Source organism: Pseudomonas sp. AK181 (genome assembly GCF_051122975.1).
In the GTDB taxonomy this organism is placed as follows: domain Bacteria; phylum Pseudomonadota; class Gammaproteobacteria; order Pseudomonadales; family Pseudomonadaceae; genus Aquipseudomonas; species Aquipseudomonas lactis.
Genome location: NZ_CP146348.1, coordinates 3,366,029 through 3,381,685, shown reverse-complemented (window position 1 = coordinate 3,381,685; position 15,657 = coordinate 3,366,029). Strand labels below are relative to the sequence as shown.

17 protein-coding genes are annotated in these 15,657 nt (G+C 59.8%); 12 read left to right on the top strand and 5 right to left on the bottom strand.

What is annotated here, in order from left to right; genetic code table 11:
• The first annotated feature begins 39 nt into the window (after positions 1-39).
• The 9 genes from iolD (at position 40) to V8689_RS15410 (ending at position 9,286) form a co-directional block, all read left to right on the top strand.
• A complete protein-coding gene (iolD, locus tag V8689_RS15450; protein WP_056787449.1) occupies positions 40-1,971 on the top strand; it encodes a 3D-(3,5/4)-trihydroxycyclohexane-1,2-dione acylhydrolase (decyclizing) in 1,932 nt (643 codons plus the stop codon).
• Positions 1,972-1,990: 19 nt separating this feature from the next.
• On the top strand, positions 1,991-3,001 hold the full coding sequence (locus V8689_RS15445; RefSeq protein ID WP_056787452.1) for a Gfo/Idh/MocA family protein: 1,011 nt from the start codon (positions 1,991-1,993) through the stop codon (positions 2,999-3,001).
• Positions 3,002-3,151: 150 nt separating this feature from the next.
• Positions 3,152-4,180, top strand: coding sequence for a Gfo/Idh/MocA family protein (locus V8689_RS15440; RefSeq protein ID WP_056787455.1), 1,029 nt, complete (start codon positions 3,152-3,154; stop codon positions 4,178-4,180).
• A 126-nt stretch (positions 4,181-4,306) separates the two neighbouring features.
• Positions 4,307-4,483 carry a hypothetical protein gene (locus V8689_RS15435; protein ID WP_003191673.1) on the top strand — a complete coding sequence of 59 codons (177 nt, stop codon included), beginning with the start codon at positions 4,307-4,309 and terminating at the stop codon, positions 4,481-4,483.
• A gap of 48 nt (positions 4,484-4,531) precedes the next feature.
• Entirely contained in the window at positions 4,532-5,467 is a 936-nt protein-coding gene (locus V8689_RS15430; RefSeq protein ID WP_056787457.1) for a sugar ABC transporter substrate-binding protein, read from the top strand.
• A 64-nt stretch (positions 5,468-5,531) separates the two neighbouring features.
• On the top strand, positions 5,532-7,085 hold the full coding sequence (locus V8689_RS15425; RefSeq protein ID WP_056787459.1) for a sugar ABC transporter ATP-binding protein: 1,554 nt from the start codon (positions 5,532-5,534) through the stop codon (positions 7,083-7,085).
• Between the two features lie 26 nt (positions 7,086-7,111).
• On the top strand, positions 7,112-8,134 hold the full coding sequence (locus V8689_RS15420; RefSeq protein WP_003191668.1) for an ABC transporter permease: 1,023 nt from the start codon (positions 7,112-7,114) through the stop codon (positions 8,132-8,134).
• A gap of 385 nt (positions 8,135-8,519) precedes the next feature.
• Complete coding sequence (locus V8689_RS15415; RefSeq protein ID WP_003191666.1) at positions 8,520-8,924, top strand: TraR/DksA family transcriptional regulator; 405 nt, start codon at positions 8,520-8,522, stop codon at positions 8,922-8,924.
• Between the two features lie 158 nt (positions 8,925-9,082).
• The gene (locus V8689_RS15410) at positions 9,083-9,286 is read left to right on the top strand and encodes a hypothetical protein (protein WP_032897012.1); all 204 of its coding nucleotides are present in this window, start codon (positions 9,083-9,085) and stop codon (positions 9,284-9,286) included.
• Here V8689_RS15410 and V8689_RS15405 read toward each other — a convergent pair whose 3' ends face one another.
• The 3 genes from V8689_RS15405 to V8689_RS15395 form a co-directional block, all read right to left on the bottom strand.
• Positions 9,287-9,529 (bottom strand): DUF2789 domain-containing protein, encoded by a 243-nt coding sequence (locus V8689_RS15405; protein ID WP_044274083.1) that lies wholly within the window; start codon positions 9,527-9,529, stop codon positions 9,287-9,289.
• Positions 9,530-9,597: 68 nt separating this feature from the next.
• Positions 9,598-9,828, bottom strand: coding sequence for a hypothetical protein (locus tag V8689_RS15400; RefSeq protein ID WP_003191661.1), 231 nt, complete (start codon positions 9,826-9,828; stop codon positions 9,598-9,600).
• A gap of 110 nt (positions 9,829-9,938) precedes the next feature.
• The gene (locus V8689_RS15395; protein ID WP_081089439.1) at positions 9,939-10,214 is read right to left on the bottom strand and encodes a hypothetical protein; all 276 of its coding nucleotides are present in this window, start codon (positions 10,212-10,214) and stop codon (positions 9,939-9,941) included.
• A 396-nt stretch (positions 10,215-10,610) separates the two neighbouring features.
• Between V8689_RS15395 and V8689_RS15390 the strand changes: the two genes are divergently transcribed.
• Together V8689_RS15390 and V8689_RS15385 are read left to right on the top strand one after the other, a co-directional pair.
• Positions 10,611-11,060: a hypothetical protein gene (locus tag V8689_RS15390; protein ID WP_044274081.1), complete on the top strand. Its 450-nt coding sequence runs from the start codon at positions 10,611-10,613 to the stop codon at positions 11,058-11,060.
• Between the two features lie 131 nt (positions 11,061-11,191).
• Positions 11,192-12,199: an ABC transporter substrate-binding protein gene (locus V8689_RS15385; protein WP_056787461.1), complete on the top strand. Its 1,008-nt coding sequence runs from the start codon at positions 11,192-11,194 to the stop codon at positions 12,197-12,199.
• Positions 12,200-12,356: 157 nt separating this feature from the next.
• Here V8689_RS15385 and V8689_RS15380 read toward each other — a convergent pair whose 3' ends face one another.
• Positions 12,357-14,483: a TonB-dependent receptor gene (locus V8689_RS15380; RefSeq protein ID WP_434520566.1), complete on the bottom strand. Its 2,127-nt coding sequence runs from the start codon at positions 14,481-14,483 to the stop codon at positions 12,357-12,359.
• Between the two features lie 91 nt (positions 14,484-14,574).
• Positions 14,575-14,964, bottom strand: coding sequence for a DUF2946 family protein (locus V8689_RS15375; protein WP_056787466.1), 390 nt, complete (start codon positions 14,962-14,964; stop codon positions 14,575-14,577).
• Between the two features lie 93 nt (positions 14,965-15,057).
• Here V8689_RS15375 and V8689_RS15370 point away from each other — a divergent pair, with 93 nt between their 5' ends.
• Positions 15,058-15,495 carry a DUF3995 domain-containing protein gene (locus V8689_RS15370; RefSeq protein ID WP_003191649.1) on the top strand — a complete coding sequence of 146 codons (438 nt, stop codon included), beginning with the start codon at positions 15,058-15,060 and terminating at the stop codon, positions 15,493-15,495.
• The last annotated feature ends 162 nt before the right edge of the window (positions 15,496-15,657 follow it).

The window sequence follows — 15,657 nt, the reverse complement described above, 5'->3', positions numbered from 1 at the left end:
TGTTGAACATTCCAATTGCATTCACACAAGGTGCAAGTGATGACCACAACAAGATTGACCATGGCCCAGGCTCTGGTGAAGTTCCTGGACAACCAATACATCGAAGTCGACGGCGTACAGAGCAAGTTTGTCGCCGGCGTATTCACTATTTTCGGGCATGGCAATGTGTTGGGCCTCGGCCAGGCCCTGGAGCAGGACAGCGGTGACCTGGTGGTGCATCAGGGCCGCAATGAGCAAGGCATGGCCCATGCTGCCATCGGGTTTGCCAAGCAGCACCTGCGCCGCAAGATCTATGCGTGCACGGCCTCGGTCGGGCCGGGCGCGGCCAATATGCTCACCGCCGCAGCCACCGCCACCGCCAACCGCATCCCGTTGCTGTTGCTGCCCGGCGATGTCTACGCCAGCCGCCAGCCCGACCCGGTGTTGCAGCAGATCGAGCAGTTCCACGACCTGAGCATCAGCACCAACGACGCCTTTCGTTCCGTGAGCAAGTACTGGGACCGCATCAACCGCCCCGAGCAACTGATGACCGCGGCTATCCACGCCATGCGCGTGCTGACCGACCCGGCTGAAACCGGCGCGGTGACCCTGGCCTTGCCCCAGGATGTACAAGCCGAAGCCTGGGACTACCCCGACTACTTCCTGCAAAAACGCGTGCACCGCATCGACCGACGCCCGGCCACCCGCGCCATGCTCGATGACGCGCTGGCGGCGTTTGGCGGCAAGCGCAAGCCGCTGATCATCTGCGGCGGCGGGGTCAAGTACTCCGGCGCTAACCAGGCACTGCAAGCCTTTGCCGAGCGCTTCGATATTCCCTTCGCCGAAACCCAGGCGGGCAAGAGCGCCGTGGTGTCCAGCCATCCGCTGAACGTCGGCGGCATTGGCGAAACCGGCTGCCTGGCGGCCAACCTGCTGGCGCCCGAGGCCGACTTGATCATTGGCATCGGCACCCGTTATACCGACTTCACCACCTCGTCAAAATCACTGTTCAAGCACCCCGAGGTAAGGTTTCTCAACCTCAATATCAGCCCCTGCGATGCCTTGAAGCTGGACGGCGTGCAGGTGCTGGCCGATGCAAAAGTGGCCCTTGAAGCGCTGGCCACTGCCCTGGGCGATTACCGTTCGGGCTGGGGCGAGCAGATCGCCGACGCCAAGGCGCAACTCGACGCCGAAGTGGACCGCGTGCATCAGGTGCACTACCAGGGCGATGAGTTCGTCCCCGAAGTCGACGACCACCTGGACCGTGCGGTCCTGCGCGAATTCATCGAGCTGACCGGTTCGTGCCTGACCCAGAGCGCTGTGCTCGGCGTGCTCAATACACGCCTGGCCGATGACGCAATTATCGTCGCCGCCGCCGGCAGCCTGCCCGGCGATTTGCAGCGCGCCTGGCGTAGCAAGGGCGTGAACACCTACCACGTCGAGTATGGCTACTCATGCATGGGCTACGAGATCAATGCCGCCCTGGGCGTGAAGCTGGCCGAGCCGAGCAAGGAGGTGTACGCGCTGGTCGGCGATGGCTCCTACATGATGCTGCACTCGGAGCTGGCCACCTCGATCCAGGAGCGGCGCAAGATCAACGTGGTGCTGTTGGACAACATGGCGTTCGGTTGCATCAACAACCTGCAGATCGGCAATGGCATGGACAGCTTCGGCACCGAGTTCCGCTACCGCAACCCCGAGAGCGGCAAGCTCGACGGTGGCCTGGTGCCGGTGGACTTCGCCATGAGTGCGGCGGCTTATGGCTGCAAGACTTATAAGGTCAGCACGTTGGAACAGCTGGAAGCGGCGTTGGCCGATGCCCGCACGCAAACCGTCTCCACCCTGATCGATATCAAGGTGCTGCCCAAGACCATGGTCCACGGCTACCTGTCGTGGTGGCGGGTGGGGGTGGCGCAAGTGTCCACCAGTGAACGCACGAATGCAGCGGCAAAAAAACTCAATGAACACCTGGCCAAGGCCCGGCAGTACTAACAACAAGAGGAGTGTTTGCATGTCTTTGAAGCTTGGAGTAATTGGTACGGGCGCCATTGGCCGGGACCATATTCGTCGTTGCAGCCAGGCCTTGCTCAACAGCCAGGTGGTGGCCGTCACCGACATCAACCTTGAGCAAGCCGCCCAAGTCGTTGCCGACTTGAAGCTGGACGCCGAGGTGTACCCGGACGGCCATGCGTTGATCAACGCGCCAGAGGTCGAAGCGGTACTGGTGACGTCCTGGGGGCCAAGCCACGAAGAATTTGTGCTGGCCGCGATTGCCGCCGGCAAACCGGTGTTCTGTGAGAAACCCCTGGCGGTGACGGCCGAGGGTTGCCGCAACATTGTCGAGGCCGAAGTGGCCCACGGCAAACGCCTGGTCCAGGTGGGTTTCATGCGCCCGTACGACCAAGGCTACCGCGCCCTCAAAGCGGTGATCGACAGCGGCCAGATTGGCGAGCCGTTGATGCTGCACTGCGCGCACCGCAACCCCACGGTGGGCGAGAACTACAACACCGGCATGGCGATCACCGACACCCTGATCCATGAGTTGGACGTGCTGCGTTGGCTGCTCAATGACGACTACGTGTCCGTGCAGGTGGTGTTCCCGCGCAAGACCAGCAAGGCGCTGGCGCACCTGCGTGACCCGCAGATCGTGCTGCTGGAAACCGCCAAAGGCACGCGTATCGACGTGGAAGTGTTTGTGAACTGCCAATACGGCTACGACATTCAGTGTGAAGTGGTAGGGGAGAGCGGCATCGCCAAGTTGCCGGAGCCGTCCCAAGTGCAACTGCGCAGTGAGGCGAAGCTGTCCAACGCGATCCTGATGGATTGGAAGGATCGGTTTATCGATGCCTATGACGTGGAGTTGCAGGCGTTTATCGACAGCGTACTGGCCGGGCAAGTCGGCGGGCCGTCGGCGTGGGATGGGTTTGCGGCGGCGGTGGCGGCGGATGCATGTATTGAAGCCCAGGGCAGCGGGCAGATTGTGAAAGTCAGCCTGCCGGATCGCCCGCGCTTCTACGGCTAACTCACTGAAGAAATGTGGTTAACACTGTGGGAGCTGGCTTGCCTGCGATAGCGGTCTATCAGTGACGAATTCATTGCCTGACACACTGCTATCGCAGGCAAGCCAGCTCCCACAGTTGATTGGGTTTCCAAATCAATTCCGGAGTTGAGCATGCGAATCGGACTAGTGGGCTACGGCCACGGTGGGCGCTTCTTTCATGCGCCGCTGATCGCCACCCTGCCTGGCACCACCTTTGTCGGCGTGGTGACGCGTTCACCCGAACGTCGCCAGCAATTGAGTACTGACCTTCCCGGTGTCAAAGCCTTCGACTCCATCGGCCAGATCGTCGAAGCCGGCGTCGATGCCCTGGTGATTTCTACCACGCTCAAAGGTCGCCCGGCCCTGGTGCTGGAAGCGATTGAGCATGGGGTGGCTGTGGTCAGCGACAAACCCTTTGCCGCCAACGCCGAGCAAGCCCAGGCCCTGATTACCGCTGCCGAGCGCCAGGGCTCGTTGCTCAGTGTTTATCAGAACCGGCGCTGGGATTCGGATTACCTGACCTTGCGCAAACTGATCGACGCCGGCGCCCTGGGCACCATCACCCGCTTTGAATCCCGCGTGGAGCGCTACAGCCCGCAGGCCGTGGGCAATGCCAGCGGTGGCGGGTGGCTGCGCGACCTGGGCAGCCACCTGGTGGACCAGGCGCTGCAACTGTTCGGCCCGGTGGACCGGGTGTTTGCCCAATTGCACTACACCCCTGAACATCCCACGGTGGATCACGGCTTCTTCGTCTCCCTCACCCACGCCAACGGCGTGATTTCGCACCTGTGGGGCAACGCGTTGCAGAGCAGCCAGGCGCCGCGCTTTCGCGTCAGTGGCAGCCTGGGTTGCTACACCGTCGACGGCCTGGACGGCCAGGAAGAAGCGCTGCTGGCCGGCAAGTCGCCGAAAACCGAAGGTGAACACTGGGGCGCTGAGGAACACCGACGCTGGGGCTGGTTTGAACAAGGGCCGGAGCGTGAACGGGTGCCATCCGAGAAGGGCTGCTGGACCCAGTTCTACCGCCAGTTGCAAGCCGCCGTGATGGGGCAGGGGCCGCTGCCGGTCAACGCCTATGATGCCCTGGAAACCGCCCGTATATTAGACGCCGCGCGCCTGAGCGCTGAGCGCCAGCAGGTGGTTTCGACAAAAATAGAATAAAATTCTAAAACAGGTTGATATGGAAATTATTTTCTAATACAGTCTTTTCCAGGTTGCATAAAGTACGTCCCGGAACCAACGGGCGACTCAACAAAAACAAGATCAAAAACAACCAGGTACCGTCAGATGAAAATCTTCAACGCTGTACTGCGAGTTTTACGCCCCCTCCAAGCGCCACGCGGACTGCCCCGCGCCCGGCCATTCTACTTCTCCTTCCTGAATGTGTTGTGCGTCGAAAACCAGGGCGCGCTGGTGTGCTGCATTCCAGGCGCGCCGGTGGTGCGGCTGACAGCCGAGTCCTGATTAACGCAACGTCGAAAAAACCAACAAGAAAGTGGAGACAGACCGTTCATGAAGACCCCGATCCGTTTTACCGCCCTGGCCCTGTCCATGCTGCTGGCCACTGGCGTTGCCGGCGCCGACGACCTCAAGGTGGGCGTGACGATGTCCGCGTTCGATGACACCTTCCTCACCTACCTGCGCGAGGACATGGACAAGCAAGCCAAGTCCTATCCAAAAGGCGATGGCGTGCAACTGCAGTTCGAAGATGCCCGCGCCGATGTGGTCAAGCAGTTGAGCCAGGTCGAGAACTTCATCAGCCAGAAGGTCGACGCGATTATCGTCAACCCGGTCGATACCGCGTCGACCAAGAACATCATCAGTGCCGCTACCAAGGCAGGTATTCCGCTGGTGTTCGTCAACCGCCGCCCCGACCAGAAAGACTTGCCCAAGGACGTGGTGGCCGTGACCTCCGATGACGTCGAGGCCGGCCGCCTGCAAATGCAGTACATCGCCGAAAAGCTCGGCGGCAAGGGCAAGGTCGTGATCCTGCTGGGCGACCTGGCGAACAACTCCACCACCAACCGCACCAAGGGCGTGAAGGAAGTGCTGGCGAAGTACCCGGACATCAAGATCGAGCAGGAGCAAACCGGCATTTGGTTACGTGACCGAGGCATGACCCTGGTCAACGACTGGCTGACCCAGGGCCGGGAGTTCAATGCGGTGCTGGCCAACAATGATGAGATGGCGATCGGTGCGTCCATGGCCCTGAGATCGGCCGGCAAGGAAAAAGGCAGCGTGTTGATTGCCGGTGTCGACGGCACGCCCGATGGCTTGAACGCGATCACCAAGGGCGACATGACCGTGTCGGCCTTCCAGGACGCCAAGGGCCAGGCGGTAGGTTCGGTGGAAGCGGCGCGCAAGATGGCCAAGAACGAGCCGGTCGAGCAGAACGTGGTGATCCCGTTCCAGTTGATCACCCCGGACAACGTCAAAGACTTCAAGTAGCCCCGACATAACAACAACAGCTGGCAGGGCGGTCACGGCCGCCCTGCAGATGGAGTACCTCCCTATGCTTGCTCAAGCCGCCACGTCTCAGCCCGTCGCCCACTCGGCGCTGGCGCTGGACGAACCCTACCTGCTGGAAATCCTCAACATCAGCAAAGGCTTTCCCGGTGTCGTGGCCCTGGACGATGTGCAACTGCGGGTGCGCCCCGGCACCGTGCTGGCGTTGATGGGCGAGAACGGTGCGGGCAAGTCGACGCTGATGAAGATCATCGCCGGCATCTACCAGCCCGACGCCGGCGAGATTCGCCTGCGTGGCAAGCCGATCACCTTTGAAACGCCGCTGGCTGCGCAAAAGGCCGGGATCGCGATGATCCACCAGGAACTCAACCTGATGCCCCATATGAGCATCGCCGAGAACATCTGGATCGGCCGCGAACAGCTCAACAGCCTGCACATGGTCAACCACCGCGAAATGCACCGCTGCACGGCCGAGTTGCTGGCGCGCCTGCGCATCAACCTCGACCCGGAAGAACAGGTCGGCAACCTGAGCATTGCCGAACGACAGATGGTCGAGATTGCCAAGGCGGTGTCCTATGACTCCGACATCCTGATCATGGATGAACCCACCTCGGCCATTACCGACAAGGAAGTGGCCCACCTGTTTTCGATCATTGCCGACCTCAAGTCCCAGGGCAAAGGCATCGTCTATATCACCCACAAGATGAACGAAGTGTTCGCCATCGCCGATGAAGTGGCGGTGTTCCGTGACGGCCAATACATCGGTTTGCAACGGGCCGACAGCATGAACAGCGACAGCCTGATCTCGATGATGGTCGGGCGTGAGCTGAGCCAGTTGTTCCCAGTGCGTGAGACGCCGATTGGTGACCTGCTGCTGTCGGTGCGCGACCTGAGCCTGGACGGCGTATTCAAGGACGTATCGTTCGACCTGCACGCCGGGGAAATCCTCGGTATCGCCGGGCTGATGGGCTCCGGGCGCACCAACGTGGCGGAAACCATTTTTGGCATCACCCCAAGCTCCAGCGGGCAAATTACCCTGGACGGCAAGGCGGTGCGCATTACCGACCCGCATATGGCCATCGAGAAAGGCTTTGCGCTGTTGACCGAGGACCGCAAGCTCAGCGGCCTGTTCCCGTGCCTGTCGGTGCTGGAGAACATGGAAATGGCGGTGTTGCCGCACTATTCGGGCAACGGTTTTATCCAGCAGAAAGCCTTGCGCGCCCTGTGTGAAGACATGTGCAAGAAGCTGCGGGTGAAAACCCCTTCGCTGGAGCAATGCATCGACACCTTGTCCGGTGGCAACCAGCAAAAGGCCTTGCTGGCGCGTTGGCTGATGACCAACCCACGCTTGCTGATCCTGGATGAACCGACACGCGGCATTGACGTGGGCGCCAAGGCCGAGATCTATCGCTTGATCGCCTTCCTCGCCAGCGAAGGCATGGCGGTGATCATGATTTCTTCCGAACTGCCCGAAGTGCTCGGCATGAGCGACCGGGTGATGGTGATGCACGAAGGTGAGCTGATGGGCACCCTGGATCGCGCCGAGGCGACCCAGGAAAAAGTCATGCAGTTGGCTTCCGGGATGACCGCAGTCCACTGATCTACAGAATAAGAAGGTGATGGGTTATGAACGCAATAACAGACAACAAGCCGGCAACCGCACCGGTCAAGAACCGTCGACGCATGCCCACCGAGCTGAGTATCTTCCTGGTGCTGATCGGTATCGGCCTGGTGTTTGAATTGTTCGGCTGGATCGTGCGCGACCAGAGCTTTCTGATGAACTCCCAGCGCCTGGTGCTGATGATCCTGCAGGTGTCGATCATTGGCCTTCTGGCCATCGGTGTGACCCAGGTGATCATCACCACGGGCATCGACTTGTCGTCCGGCTCGGTGCTGGCGTTGTCAGCGATGATCGCCGCCAGCCTGGCGCAAACCTCCGACTTTTCCCGGGCGGTGTTTCCGTCCCTCACCGATTTGCCGGTGTGGATCCCGGTGGCGATGGGCTTGGGCGTGGGGCTTTTAGCGGGGGCGATCAACGGCAGCATCATCGCGGTCACCGGCATTCCGCCGTTTATCGCGACCCTGGGCATGATGGTTTCGGCCCGTGGCCTGGCGCGCTACTACACCGAAGGCCAGCCGGTGAGCATGCTCTCGGACTCCTACACGGCGATCGGCCATGGCGCGATGCCGGTGATTATCTTCCTGGTGGTGGCGGTGATCTTCCACATTGCCCTGCGTTACACCAAGTATGGCAAGTACACCTATGCCATCGGCGGCAATATGCAGGCGGCGCGTACGTCGGGGATCAACGTCAAGCGCCACTTGATCATTGTCTACAGCATCGCCGGTCTCCTGGCGGGCCTGGCCGGCGTGGTGGCCTCGGCACGTGCAGCGACGGGGCAGGCCGGCATGGGCATGTCCTACGAGCTGGATGCGATTGCTGCTGCGGTGATCGGCGGTACCAGCCTGGCGGGCGGGGTGGGGCGCATCACCGGCACAGTGATCGGCGCGCTGATCCTCGGGGTGATGGCCAGCGGGTTTACCTTTGTCGGGGTGGACGCGTATATCCAGGACATCATCAAGGGCCTGATCATCGTGGTGGCGGTGGTGATCGACCAATACCGCAACAAGCGCAAGCTCAAGCGCTGAATACCCTGTAGGAGCGAGCTTGCTCGCGAAAGCTGCAAAGATAACGCGGGCTATCTGATTGAACGCGGTGTCCTTGAATGCTTCGCGAGCAAGCTCGCTCCTACAACCGTTTGTCTTCTATATAACTCCACTACACTGAATTTCTTGCTATAAACGCACTCCGATGACCATTCGCCAAGCCCGTCCTGGTGCTTTTAGGGGTTGATCGGGAAAAAATGCCTGTCTTTTCAGTTGCTGCGCCCTCAAGTCGGCCTTAGACTGCCGCCCCTCGTAAATTGAGTGCCGGGTGGCGCTTGAAATGGACGGCGCCCTTCCGAGACCTGCACAGGCCTTGCGGAACGCTCCCTTATTCGCCTTAATGCACGTATTTTTTATAGAGAAATCAATGACAAAGGAAAAGTTGCTGGCCATGCCGGCGGATGACTACATGAATGCCGAACAGCACGCTTTTTTCGAGAAGTTGCTGCAAGACATGAAAGTGGAACACCACGAGCGCATTGAGCAGAACCGTATCGCCATTGAAAGCCTGGACACCCCGGCCGACCCGGCTGACGCGGCTTCCGTGGAAGAAGAGCGCACCTGGTTGGTGAACGCCATTGACCGCGACCAGCGCATGCTGCCGCAACTTGAGCGCGCCCTGGAACGCATCAAGGAAGATTCCTTTGGCTGGTGTGACGACAGCGGCGAGCCTATCGGCCTCAAGCGCCTGCTGATCAGCCCTACCACCAAGTACTGCATCGAAGCGCAAGAGCGCCACGAGCAGATCGACAAGCACCAGCGTCAAGCCTGATGCGGTGAATGGGGCGGCTCTCGAGCTGGCCGTCCCGGTCTCTACATTGTTGCTGTTTATGCAATGAAGCTATTCCGAAGATAGCTTTTTCCAACTGGAATAAAACCGTAGCATGGCCAACATTGTTAGCCAGCTAACTAATGCTGCGGAGAAGCTCCATGCAAAACAAAGTCGATGTGGCCGTGATGATCGGCAGTGGCGTACCCGAAACTCTGCGTGCCATGGGCCAGCGAGCTTGCTGGGTGGTGTTGCTCAACGGTGAGCAGCGCGGTACGGCATTCGCCAGCCGGGATGAGGCGCAGGAATGCCAGGCTGCCTGGCAAGCGCTGTTGCGCAGTGAAGCGTCAGACAGCCTGCATTGATCACACGCGGGGAGGCTCATGCAGCAGCGCATTGAGGTCATCCACTGCGGGCGCCCATTCTGCGTCGACGTGCAATTGCTCCCTGAGGAAGTTCGCCTGCTGTTCGCTCCAGAACGGCGCGTCGATGAGTTTTACCTCATCGGGCAGGCGATGTTCGGCGGTGAAACGCTCGATAGCTTCCTGGCTGGAATCCAGGCCCAGTTGTTCGAACAGGGTTTCAAGGGTTGGGGTAGTGGTGTCCATAACGTTCTCCATGCGGGCTTATCGTCATGCATGTGAGGGGTAGGGGACGCCAGAGTTCTATCGGATTGTCAGGAATTGAGCGCGCCGCAATCCACGGCGGCTTTCAGCGCCTGGGCCGCTTCTTTGCCCGCCACGGCAGCTGCGTCGGCGGTTTTGAACCAGCGGTCTTTTTCCACTTGGTGCGCGGTGACCTTGTTCAGCGGCGGTTTGGCTCGCATGATGATGACCGCTTGAAACTCGCCGTCTACTTCCCTCGCATCACCGTGGATAATAAATTCGCCAATATCAAATTCCGTCACGTATAGCTTTCCCTTCAAGGTAACTGCGTTGATGAAACCTGACCCGCAGGGGGCAAACTTCAATGGACGGGCCAGTATGGCAGTTGTTGAGGGGCGGTGGCGCAGTAAAGTCAGCCAGGTGACGAAACGACCCGACCGCAACGAGCGTGCAGCTTTGCTTCCAGAGTCTTGGCCAGTTCACAGGCCTTGTTGTGATCGCTGCGAAAACCCTTGATCCTGCCGCTGGGCACTTCAAGAATATGAAAAAAGTTCTTTCCTGCCGGTACAACTTGGTACATCACTGAATTGGAGTACCCGTCAAGGTTAAGCAAGCAGTAGTATTGGCGTTCGTCTGGACATGATGAACGAGTGTGGAAAGACGTAGCGTCGTGTTGACGTCGTTGCATGCTCAGCTCCTGTCGATCAATCTTATTGGCTTGTGGTTAGCGTTTGCGGTGGTTTTGACCCCTGTTGCTGTTTTAGTATTGTCGTCGGCAGTTCGCGACTGGTTCCATGCCTTGCGTATTTTTTGTGTTGAGTGTCGGAAAACTGCACTTTTAATCGGGTTATTCTCTGAAGTTGGTCGACCTCTATTCTCGGGTCGTTGAACCTGTGATTTGCTGTACCACCGGATGACCTTGCATGAGGTCCGCCGCAGATGTCTGTACTAGCCTTACGCGTTCTCTTCAGTTTTTTAATGACTCTGTGATCGTGTCGTAACGGCGATTTTTTTGTGCTGCTCGCTTCGGCGGCCAGCGCTTTTTTGATGTGGGGGCGTTTCCTTGGCAGTCAGTAATCTGGATATGCACGCGTTATTCGTGCTGGGTGATTTGCGCGCTAAGTTGGTCAAGCAGTTTCAATCTCGGTTTGTCTACATCACTGAACAGACGCCGGAAGGTATTTATATCGCCGAGATCGATACCGAAACGGCGCTGGTCGTGGATGACAAGCCGCGCCTGGAACTCAAAGTGGGCGACCATTTCCGCGCATCGGTGCTGCCGAGCCGCGAGGGTGGCAAGTTCGAATTGAGGTTTCGCGACATCAAGTTGACCGTGTACGGCCTCGGCGACTATGCCTTTGTGTCATCGAACGAAGGCCAGGGTATTGTGTTCAAGGAAGGCCACAGCGTAATGCTGGTATTCGCCGCCCATGAGCAATTGCAGGAAGGGTTGACCAAAACCCTGAAGGCCGTGACGGGCAAAGCCGCCAAGTGGCGCAAGGGTGAGTTGGTGACCTTCAAGGCCAGCGAGTAGGCGCTGAACACGTTGTGCCTCTTTGTCTTTTGGAACCTCTACTACAGTTGAGTTGACTTAACTATTCAGAGGCTTCGCGCATTCGCAGCAAAGCCGTTCGCCATGACTGCGAAAACGCGAGGTGCAAAGGCATGAAAGGATTGAAGTCACTGCTGGCGGCGGGCCTGACGACCCTGAGTCTGTCATTGCCGGTATCGGCTGCCCAGGCACCGGTGCATTTTGCCGACCTGAACTGGGAAAGCGGCAGCCTGATCACAGAAGTACTGCGTTTTATCGTCGAGAAGGGTTATGACCTGCCCACCGATACCTTGCCGGGCACCACCATCACCCTGGAAACCGCCCTGGCCAAGAATGATATTCAGGTGATCGGCGAGGAGTGGGCAGGCCGCAGCCCGGTGTGGGTCAAGGCTGAAGCCGAAGGCAAGGTTGCGGGCCTGGGCGATATCGTCAAAGGCGCCACCGAAGGGTGGTGGGTGCCGGAATACGTGGTCAAGGGTGACCCGTCAAAAGGGCTCAAGCCCCTGGCACCGGACCTGAAAAGCGTACAGGACCTGGCGCGTTACAAGGACGTGTTCAAAGACCCTGAATCCCCAGGCAAGGGGCGCTTTCTCAACAGTCCCATCGGCTGGACCTCCGAAGTGGTCAACAAACAGAAGCTCAAGGCTTATGGCCTGGACGACAGCTACGTGAACTTCCGCAGCGGGTCGGGCGCGGCGCTGGATGCGGAGATTGCTTCGTCGATTCGCCGGGGCAAGCCCGTGCTGTTCTACTACTGGTCGCCGACCCCGTTGATGGGCCGATACAAATTGATCCAGCTGCAAGAACCGCCGTTTGATGCAGACGCGTGGAAGACCCTGACCGATGCCGACAACCCGAACCCAAAGCCAACACGCTCGTTGGCGTCCAAGTTGAGCATTGGCGTATCGACGCCGTTCCAGCAGGAACACCCTCAGATTGCCCAGTTTTTCGAGAAGGTCGAGTTTCCCATCGAGCCGCTTAACAAAGCCTTGGCGACGATGAGTGAGCGTCACACGCCCCCTAGGGAAGTGGCCCAGGCGTTTCTCAAGGAACATCCGCAAGTGTGGAAGGCCTGGTTGACGCAAGAGGTGGCGCAGAAGGTCGAGGCGCGCCTCAAGTAGGCGACGGTCTTTGTATCCAGTGCAGATCAAAATGTGGGAGCTGGCTTGCCTGCGATAGCGGTGGGTCAGCATAAAAATAGGTTGTCTGACACTCAGTCATCGCAGGCAAGCCAGCTCCCACATTCAATTGCATTTCAAGTCAACGGTCGTTGCAGCGTTAGAACTTGGTCTGTACGGCCAGTTCAAAGGTCCTCGGCGACCCCAGATAATACGCCGGCGACACATGGGCGAACTCGGCATACACCTCGTTGGTCAGGTTACGCACCCGCCCGGTGACCGAGGTGTTCGCATCCAGCTTATAGCGCAGGAACGTGCCAAACAGCGTATAGGCCGGCACGGTTTGGGTGTTGGCGTTGTCTGCATACACCTGGGCGACGTAGCGCGCATCCACGCCACCTTGCCAGTCCTCGGCGAAGTCGTAGGTCAGCCAGAGGTTGCCCACGCGCTTGGGCACGTTGGTTGGCGTATTGCCCTTGCGCGACACCACGGCGCCGCTGGCGGTTTTTTCGTTGAAATCATCGTACTGCGCATCCACCCAGGCGAAGTTGCCTTCGGCCAGTAGCCTCGGTGTGATACGCAACGAGCTGGCCAGTTCGATGCCCTTGGACGACTGCGCGCCCACCGGGATGCTGTTGGTCGGGTCCAGCGGGTCGGTGACGGCAAAGTCCTTGCGTTCAATCTTGTAGGCCGCGACCGTGGCCGAACCCCGACCTTCCAGGTAATCGAACTTGCTGCCGATTTCCCATTGCTTGCCGGTGGACACGTCGAACACTTGGGTAGTGGTATTGGGCTGTTCGACGGCGGTGCTGTATTGCACATAGACATTGGCGGACGGGATGAATTGATAGGTCAGGCCCACCCGGCCCGTTACCGGTTCCCAACTGCGCTTGAAGTGCCGCGGGTTGGTGGCGGTAATGGTGCGGTGGTTGGTCACGTCCAGGTCGATGGCGTCGTAGCGTAGGCCGGTCAGCAGCGAAAGCTTATCCGTCAGCCCCAGGCGGTTCTCCACGAACAGTGCCTTGGTGGTCACCTGGTTGGTTTTGTCCTTGACGAAACCTGGCTGGGTGCCGGGAATAGCATAGAAGTGCCCTGGGTAGTAGTGGTTCGGGTCCACGCTACTTTTGCCCGGCACGTTCAAGGGGCTGTTGGTGGTGCTGTTGACCTTGTACTCAAAACCGCCGGACCAGGTGGTGGCAAGGCCGAACACGCTGGTGTCATGGCGCAGTTCGAACTGGTTGCCGTTCTGCTCGCCCTGATGCCGCACCTGATAGGCCGTCGAGCGGTTCACCGCGCTGTTGTCGGCGTTGTACTGGTAGGTCTCCAGGTTGCGGTAGTCGCGCTGGCTGTCGAGGTGGTAAAGCGTGTTTTTCAGCGTAGTGCTGTCGTTGATCCGGTAGTCGATGATCGAACGTGCCCAGATGGTGCGTTGCTCATAACGGCCGTCGGCAACGTTGTAGTTATTGAAGCGGTTGTGCTTGTCGATCTTCAGCTCACCGGCCTTGGGGTTGAGCACCGGCGTGCCCCAGTACGGGCTGTCTTCATGTTCGTCCTGATACTCAAGCGCCAGGGTGTGGGACAGATTTGGGGTGAGGTCGCTGAGCAGGGAGAACGCGACGCTCCAGGCATCGCGCTGGTCGCGGTCGATGTAGCTGTGGTTGGTGTTGCGGCTTACATCCAGGCGGGTGTAATGCTGCACCTCGGCGCCGGGTTCGGTCAGCGCATGGTTGAGGCCGAACGCCATACCGGCGGTGTCGTAGCTGCCGTAGCTCAGTTGGCCTTCGACGGCCTGTTCCTCGCGGGTTGCCAGCTTGGTCACGTAGTTCAGCGAGCCACCCACGGAGCCTGCGCCGTTGATCAAGGAGGAGGGGCCGCCCACCAGTTCGACGCGGTCGTAGATCCACGCATCCACCGGCCGCGCCAGGCCCGTGGCGACATTGATGCCGTTGAACATCTGGGTGATCTGGCTGCTGGTAAACCCTCGGTACGAGACAAACCCGCCAAACCCGGGCGGTGCGCTGGCGTTGACGCCGGGCAGGGTATTGGCCGCATCACGGAAGGTCTTGGCGCCATGGCGCTCGATATCGTTGCGGTTGGCGATGGCCACCGACGCCGGGGTTTCCCGCACGCTCAGGCCCAGGCGCGAGGCCATGCCGCTGGATTGGTCCAGGGCCAGGCCAGGCTCGGCACTTTGCTCGCCATCAATGGTGGTCGGCGCCAGCTCAAGGGCTGAAGCGCAGATAGGCAGGCAGCCGAACAGGCCCGCCAACAGGGGAAAATGTTTCATAGTTGAATCCTGAAAACTTGGCTCGAAAACAACGCACAGCTACCCGTACTCCTGACGGAAACGAGGCGGTGCAGATCAGAAAGCGCAGGGATCAGGCGAAGGCAGGTGGCGCGCGCGGATTAGCCGCAGGCCAGGTGAGGCGGGCAGGAATGTCAGCGGCAAGCACCACCGCAGCAGGCGGCGCATGGGGTTGCGGTAGTACCGCCACATTCAGGTGGGAGTTGAGCGCCGGGCCCATGCCGCCGGTAGAACACAGCGGGCAACCAAACGCCTTCGACAGCGTGGGCAGGTTCTCGTCCGTCGAGTTGCTGGGCAGCGGCGCCTGGGTGCGTGGGTCGACCGTGCAGAACTGGCCGCTGATGCCGTTGAGCTGCATCCCCACCATCTGCCCATGACCAATGCTGCAGGCGAACACATTGAACAGGACGCAGCAGTAGAGCATCCAGGCAATGAGTGAGCGGTCGGCACGGGCGAGTTTCATGGGGCGGCACTTTATCATCAGCGACCGACGAAATGCCTGCAAAAAATCTCAGGGCGACTATCCTCATTCGCACATTTTTGTGGAGCGCCGACCATGAGCTTTGTCATTGCGCGGTGGATCGTCGGGGTATTTACCTTCATCAGCATGGTGCATTTGTATTGGGCTGCGGGTGGCAAGCTCGGCAGCCTGGCCGCTATCCCGCAACTGCCCGGAGAGTTTGCCAGCGGGCCGAGGCCGGCGTTCAAACCGTCGGCGCTGGGCACCTTCCTGGTGGCGATGGGGCTGGTGGCGATTGCCCTACTCGTGTGCCTGCGCGCCGGGCTGTATTTCTCGCCGGTGTCCCATGGGGCGTTGCAGTGGGGCATCAGTGCGATAGCCGTGCTGATGTTTGCCCGGGCGATCGGGGATTCGGAGCTGGTGGGGTTTTTCAAGAAGGTCGGCGGGTCGAAGTTTGCTCGCCTGGATACGTATTTTTACTCGCCGTTGTGCCTGGTGTTGGGCGCCGGCTTGTTGGTAGTCGCCTGGACCTGAGCCCACAGATACCTGGCTGACACCGCTCAATCCAAATGTGGGAGCTGGCTTGCCTGCGATGCAGACACCTCGGTCTATCAGCCAAACCAGGTTGATCCCTTCGCAGGCAAGCCAGCTCCCACCTTCAACCGCGTTCGACAGGTAGCCCCGAGCGCCACCACG

Bases quoted from the DNA above. Each gene is read 5' to 3' on its own strand.
- V8689_RS15385 (WP_056787461.1), top strand. From the start codon at position 11,192: ATGAAAGGATTGAAGTCACTGCTGGCGGCGGGCCTGACGACCCTGAGT.
- V8689_RS15420 (WP_003191668.1), top strand. From the start codon at position 7,112: ATGAACGCAATAACAGACAACAAGCCGGCAACCGCACCGGTCAAGAAC.
- V8689_RS15380 (WP_434520566.1), bottom strand. From the start codon at position 14,483: ATGAAACATTTTCCCCTGTTGGCGGGCCTGTTCGGCTGCCTGCCTATC.
- V8689_RS15415 (WP_003191666.1), top strand. From the start codon at position 8,520: ATGACAAAGGAAAAGTTGCTGGCCATGCCGGCGGATGACTACATGAAT.
- V8689_RS15410 (WP_032897012.1), top strand. From the start codon at position 9,083: ATGCAAAACAAAGTCGATGTGGCCGTGATGATCGGCAGTGGCGTACCC.
- V8689_RS15370 (WP_003191649.1), top strand. From the start codon at position 15,058: ATGAGCTTTGTCATTGCGCGGTGGATCGTCGGGGTATTTACCTTCATC.
- V8689_RS15445 (WP_056787452.1), top strand. From the start codon at position 1,991: ATGTCTTTGAAGCTTGGAGTAATTGGTACGGGCGCCATTGGCCGGGAC.
- V8689_RS15430 (WP_056787457.1), top strand. From the start codon at position 4,532: ATGAAGACCCCGATCCGTTTTACCGCCCTGGCCCTGTCCATGCTGCTG.
- V8689_RS15395 (WP_081089439.1), bottom strand. From the start codon at position 10,214: ATGCAACGACGTCAACACGACGCTACGTCTTTCCACACTCGTTCATCA.
- iolD (WP_056787449.1), top strand. From the start codon at position 40: ATGACCACAACAAGATTGACCATGGCCCAGGCTCTGGTGAAGTTCCTG.
- V8689_RS15390 (WP_044274081.1), top strand. From the start codon at position 10,611: ATGCACGCGTTATTCGTGCTGGGTGATTTGCGCGCTAAGTTGGTCAAG.
- V8689_RS15440 (WP_056787455.1), top strand. From the start codon at position 3,152: ATGCGAATCGGACTAGTGGGCTACGGCCACGGTGGGCGCTTCTTTCAT.
- V8689_RS15435 (WP_003191673.1), top strand. From the start codon at position 4,307: ATGAAAATCTTCAACGCTGTACTGCGAGTTTTACGCCCCCTCCAAGCG.
- V8689_RS15375 (WP_056787466.1), bottom strand. From the start codon at position 14,964: ATGAAACTCGCCCGTGCCGACCGCTCACTCATTGCCTGGATGCTCTAC.
- V8689_RS15405 (WP_044274083.1), bottom strand. From the start codon at position 9,529: ATGGACACCACTACCCCAACCCTTGAAACCCTGTTCGAACAACTGGGC.
- V8689_RS15425 (WP_056787459.1), top strand. From the start codon at position 5,532: ATGCTTGCTCAAGCCGCCACGTCTCAGCCCGTCGCCCACTCGGCGCTG.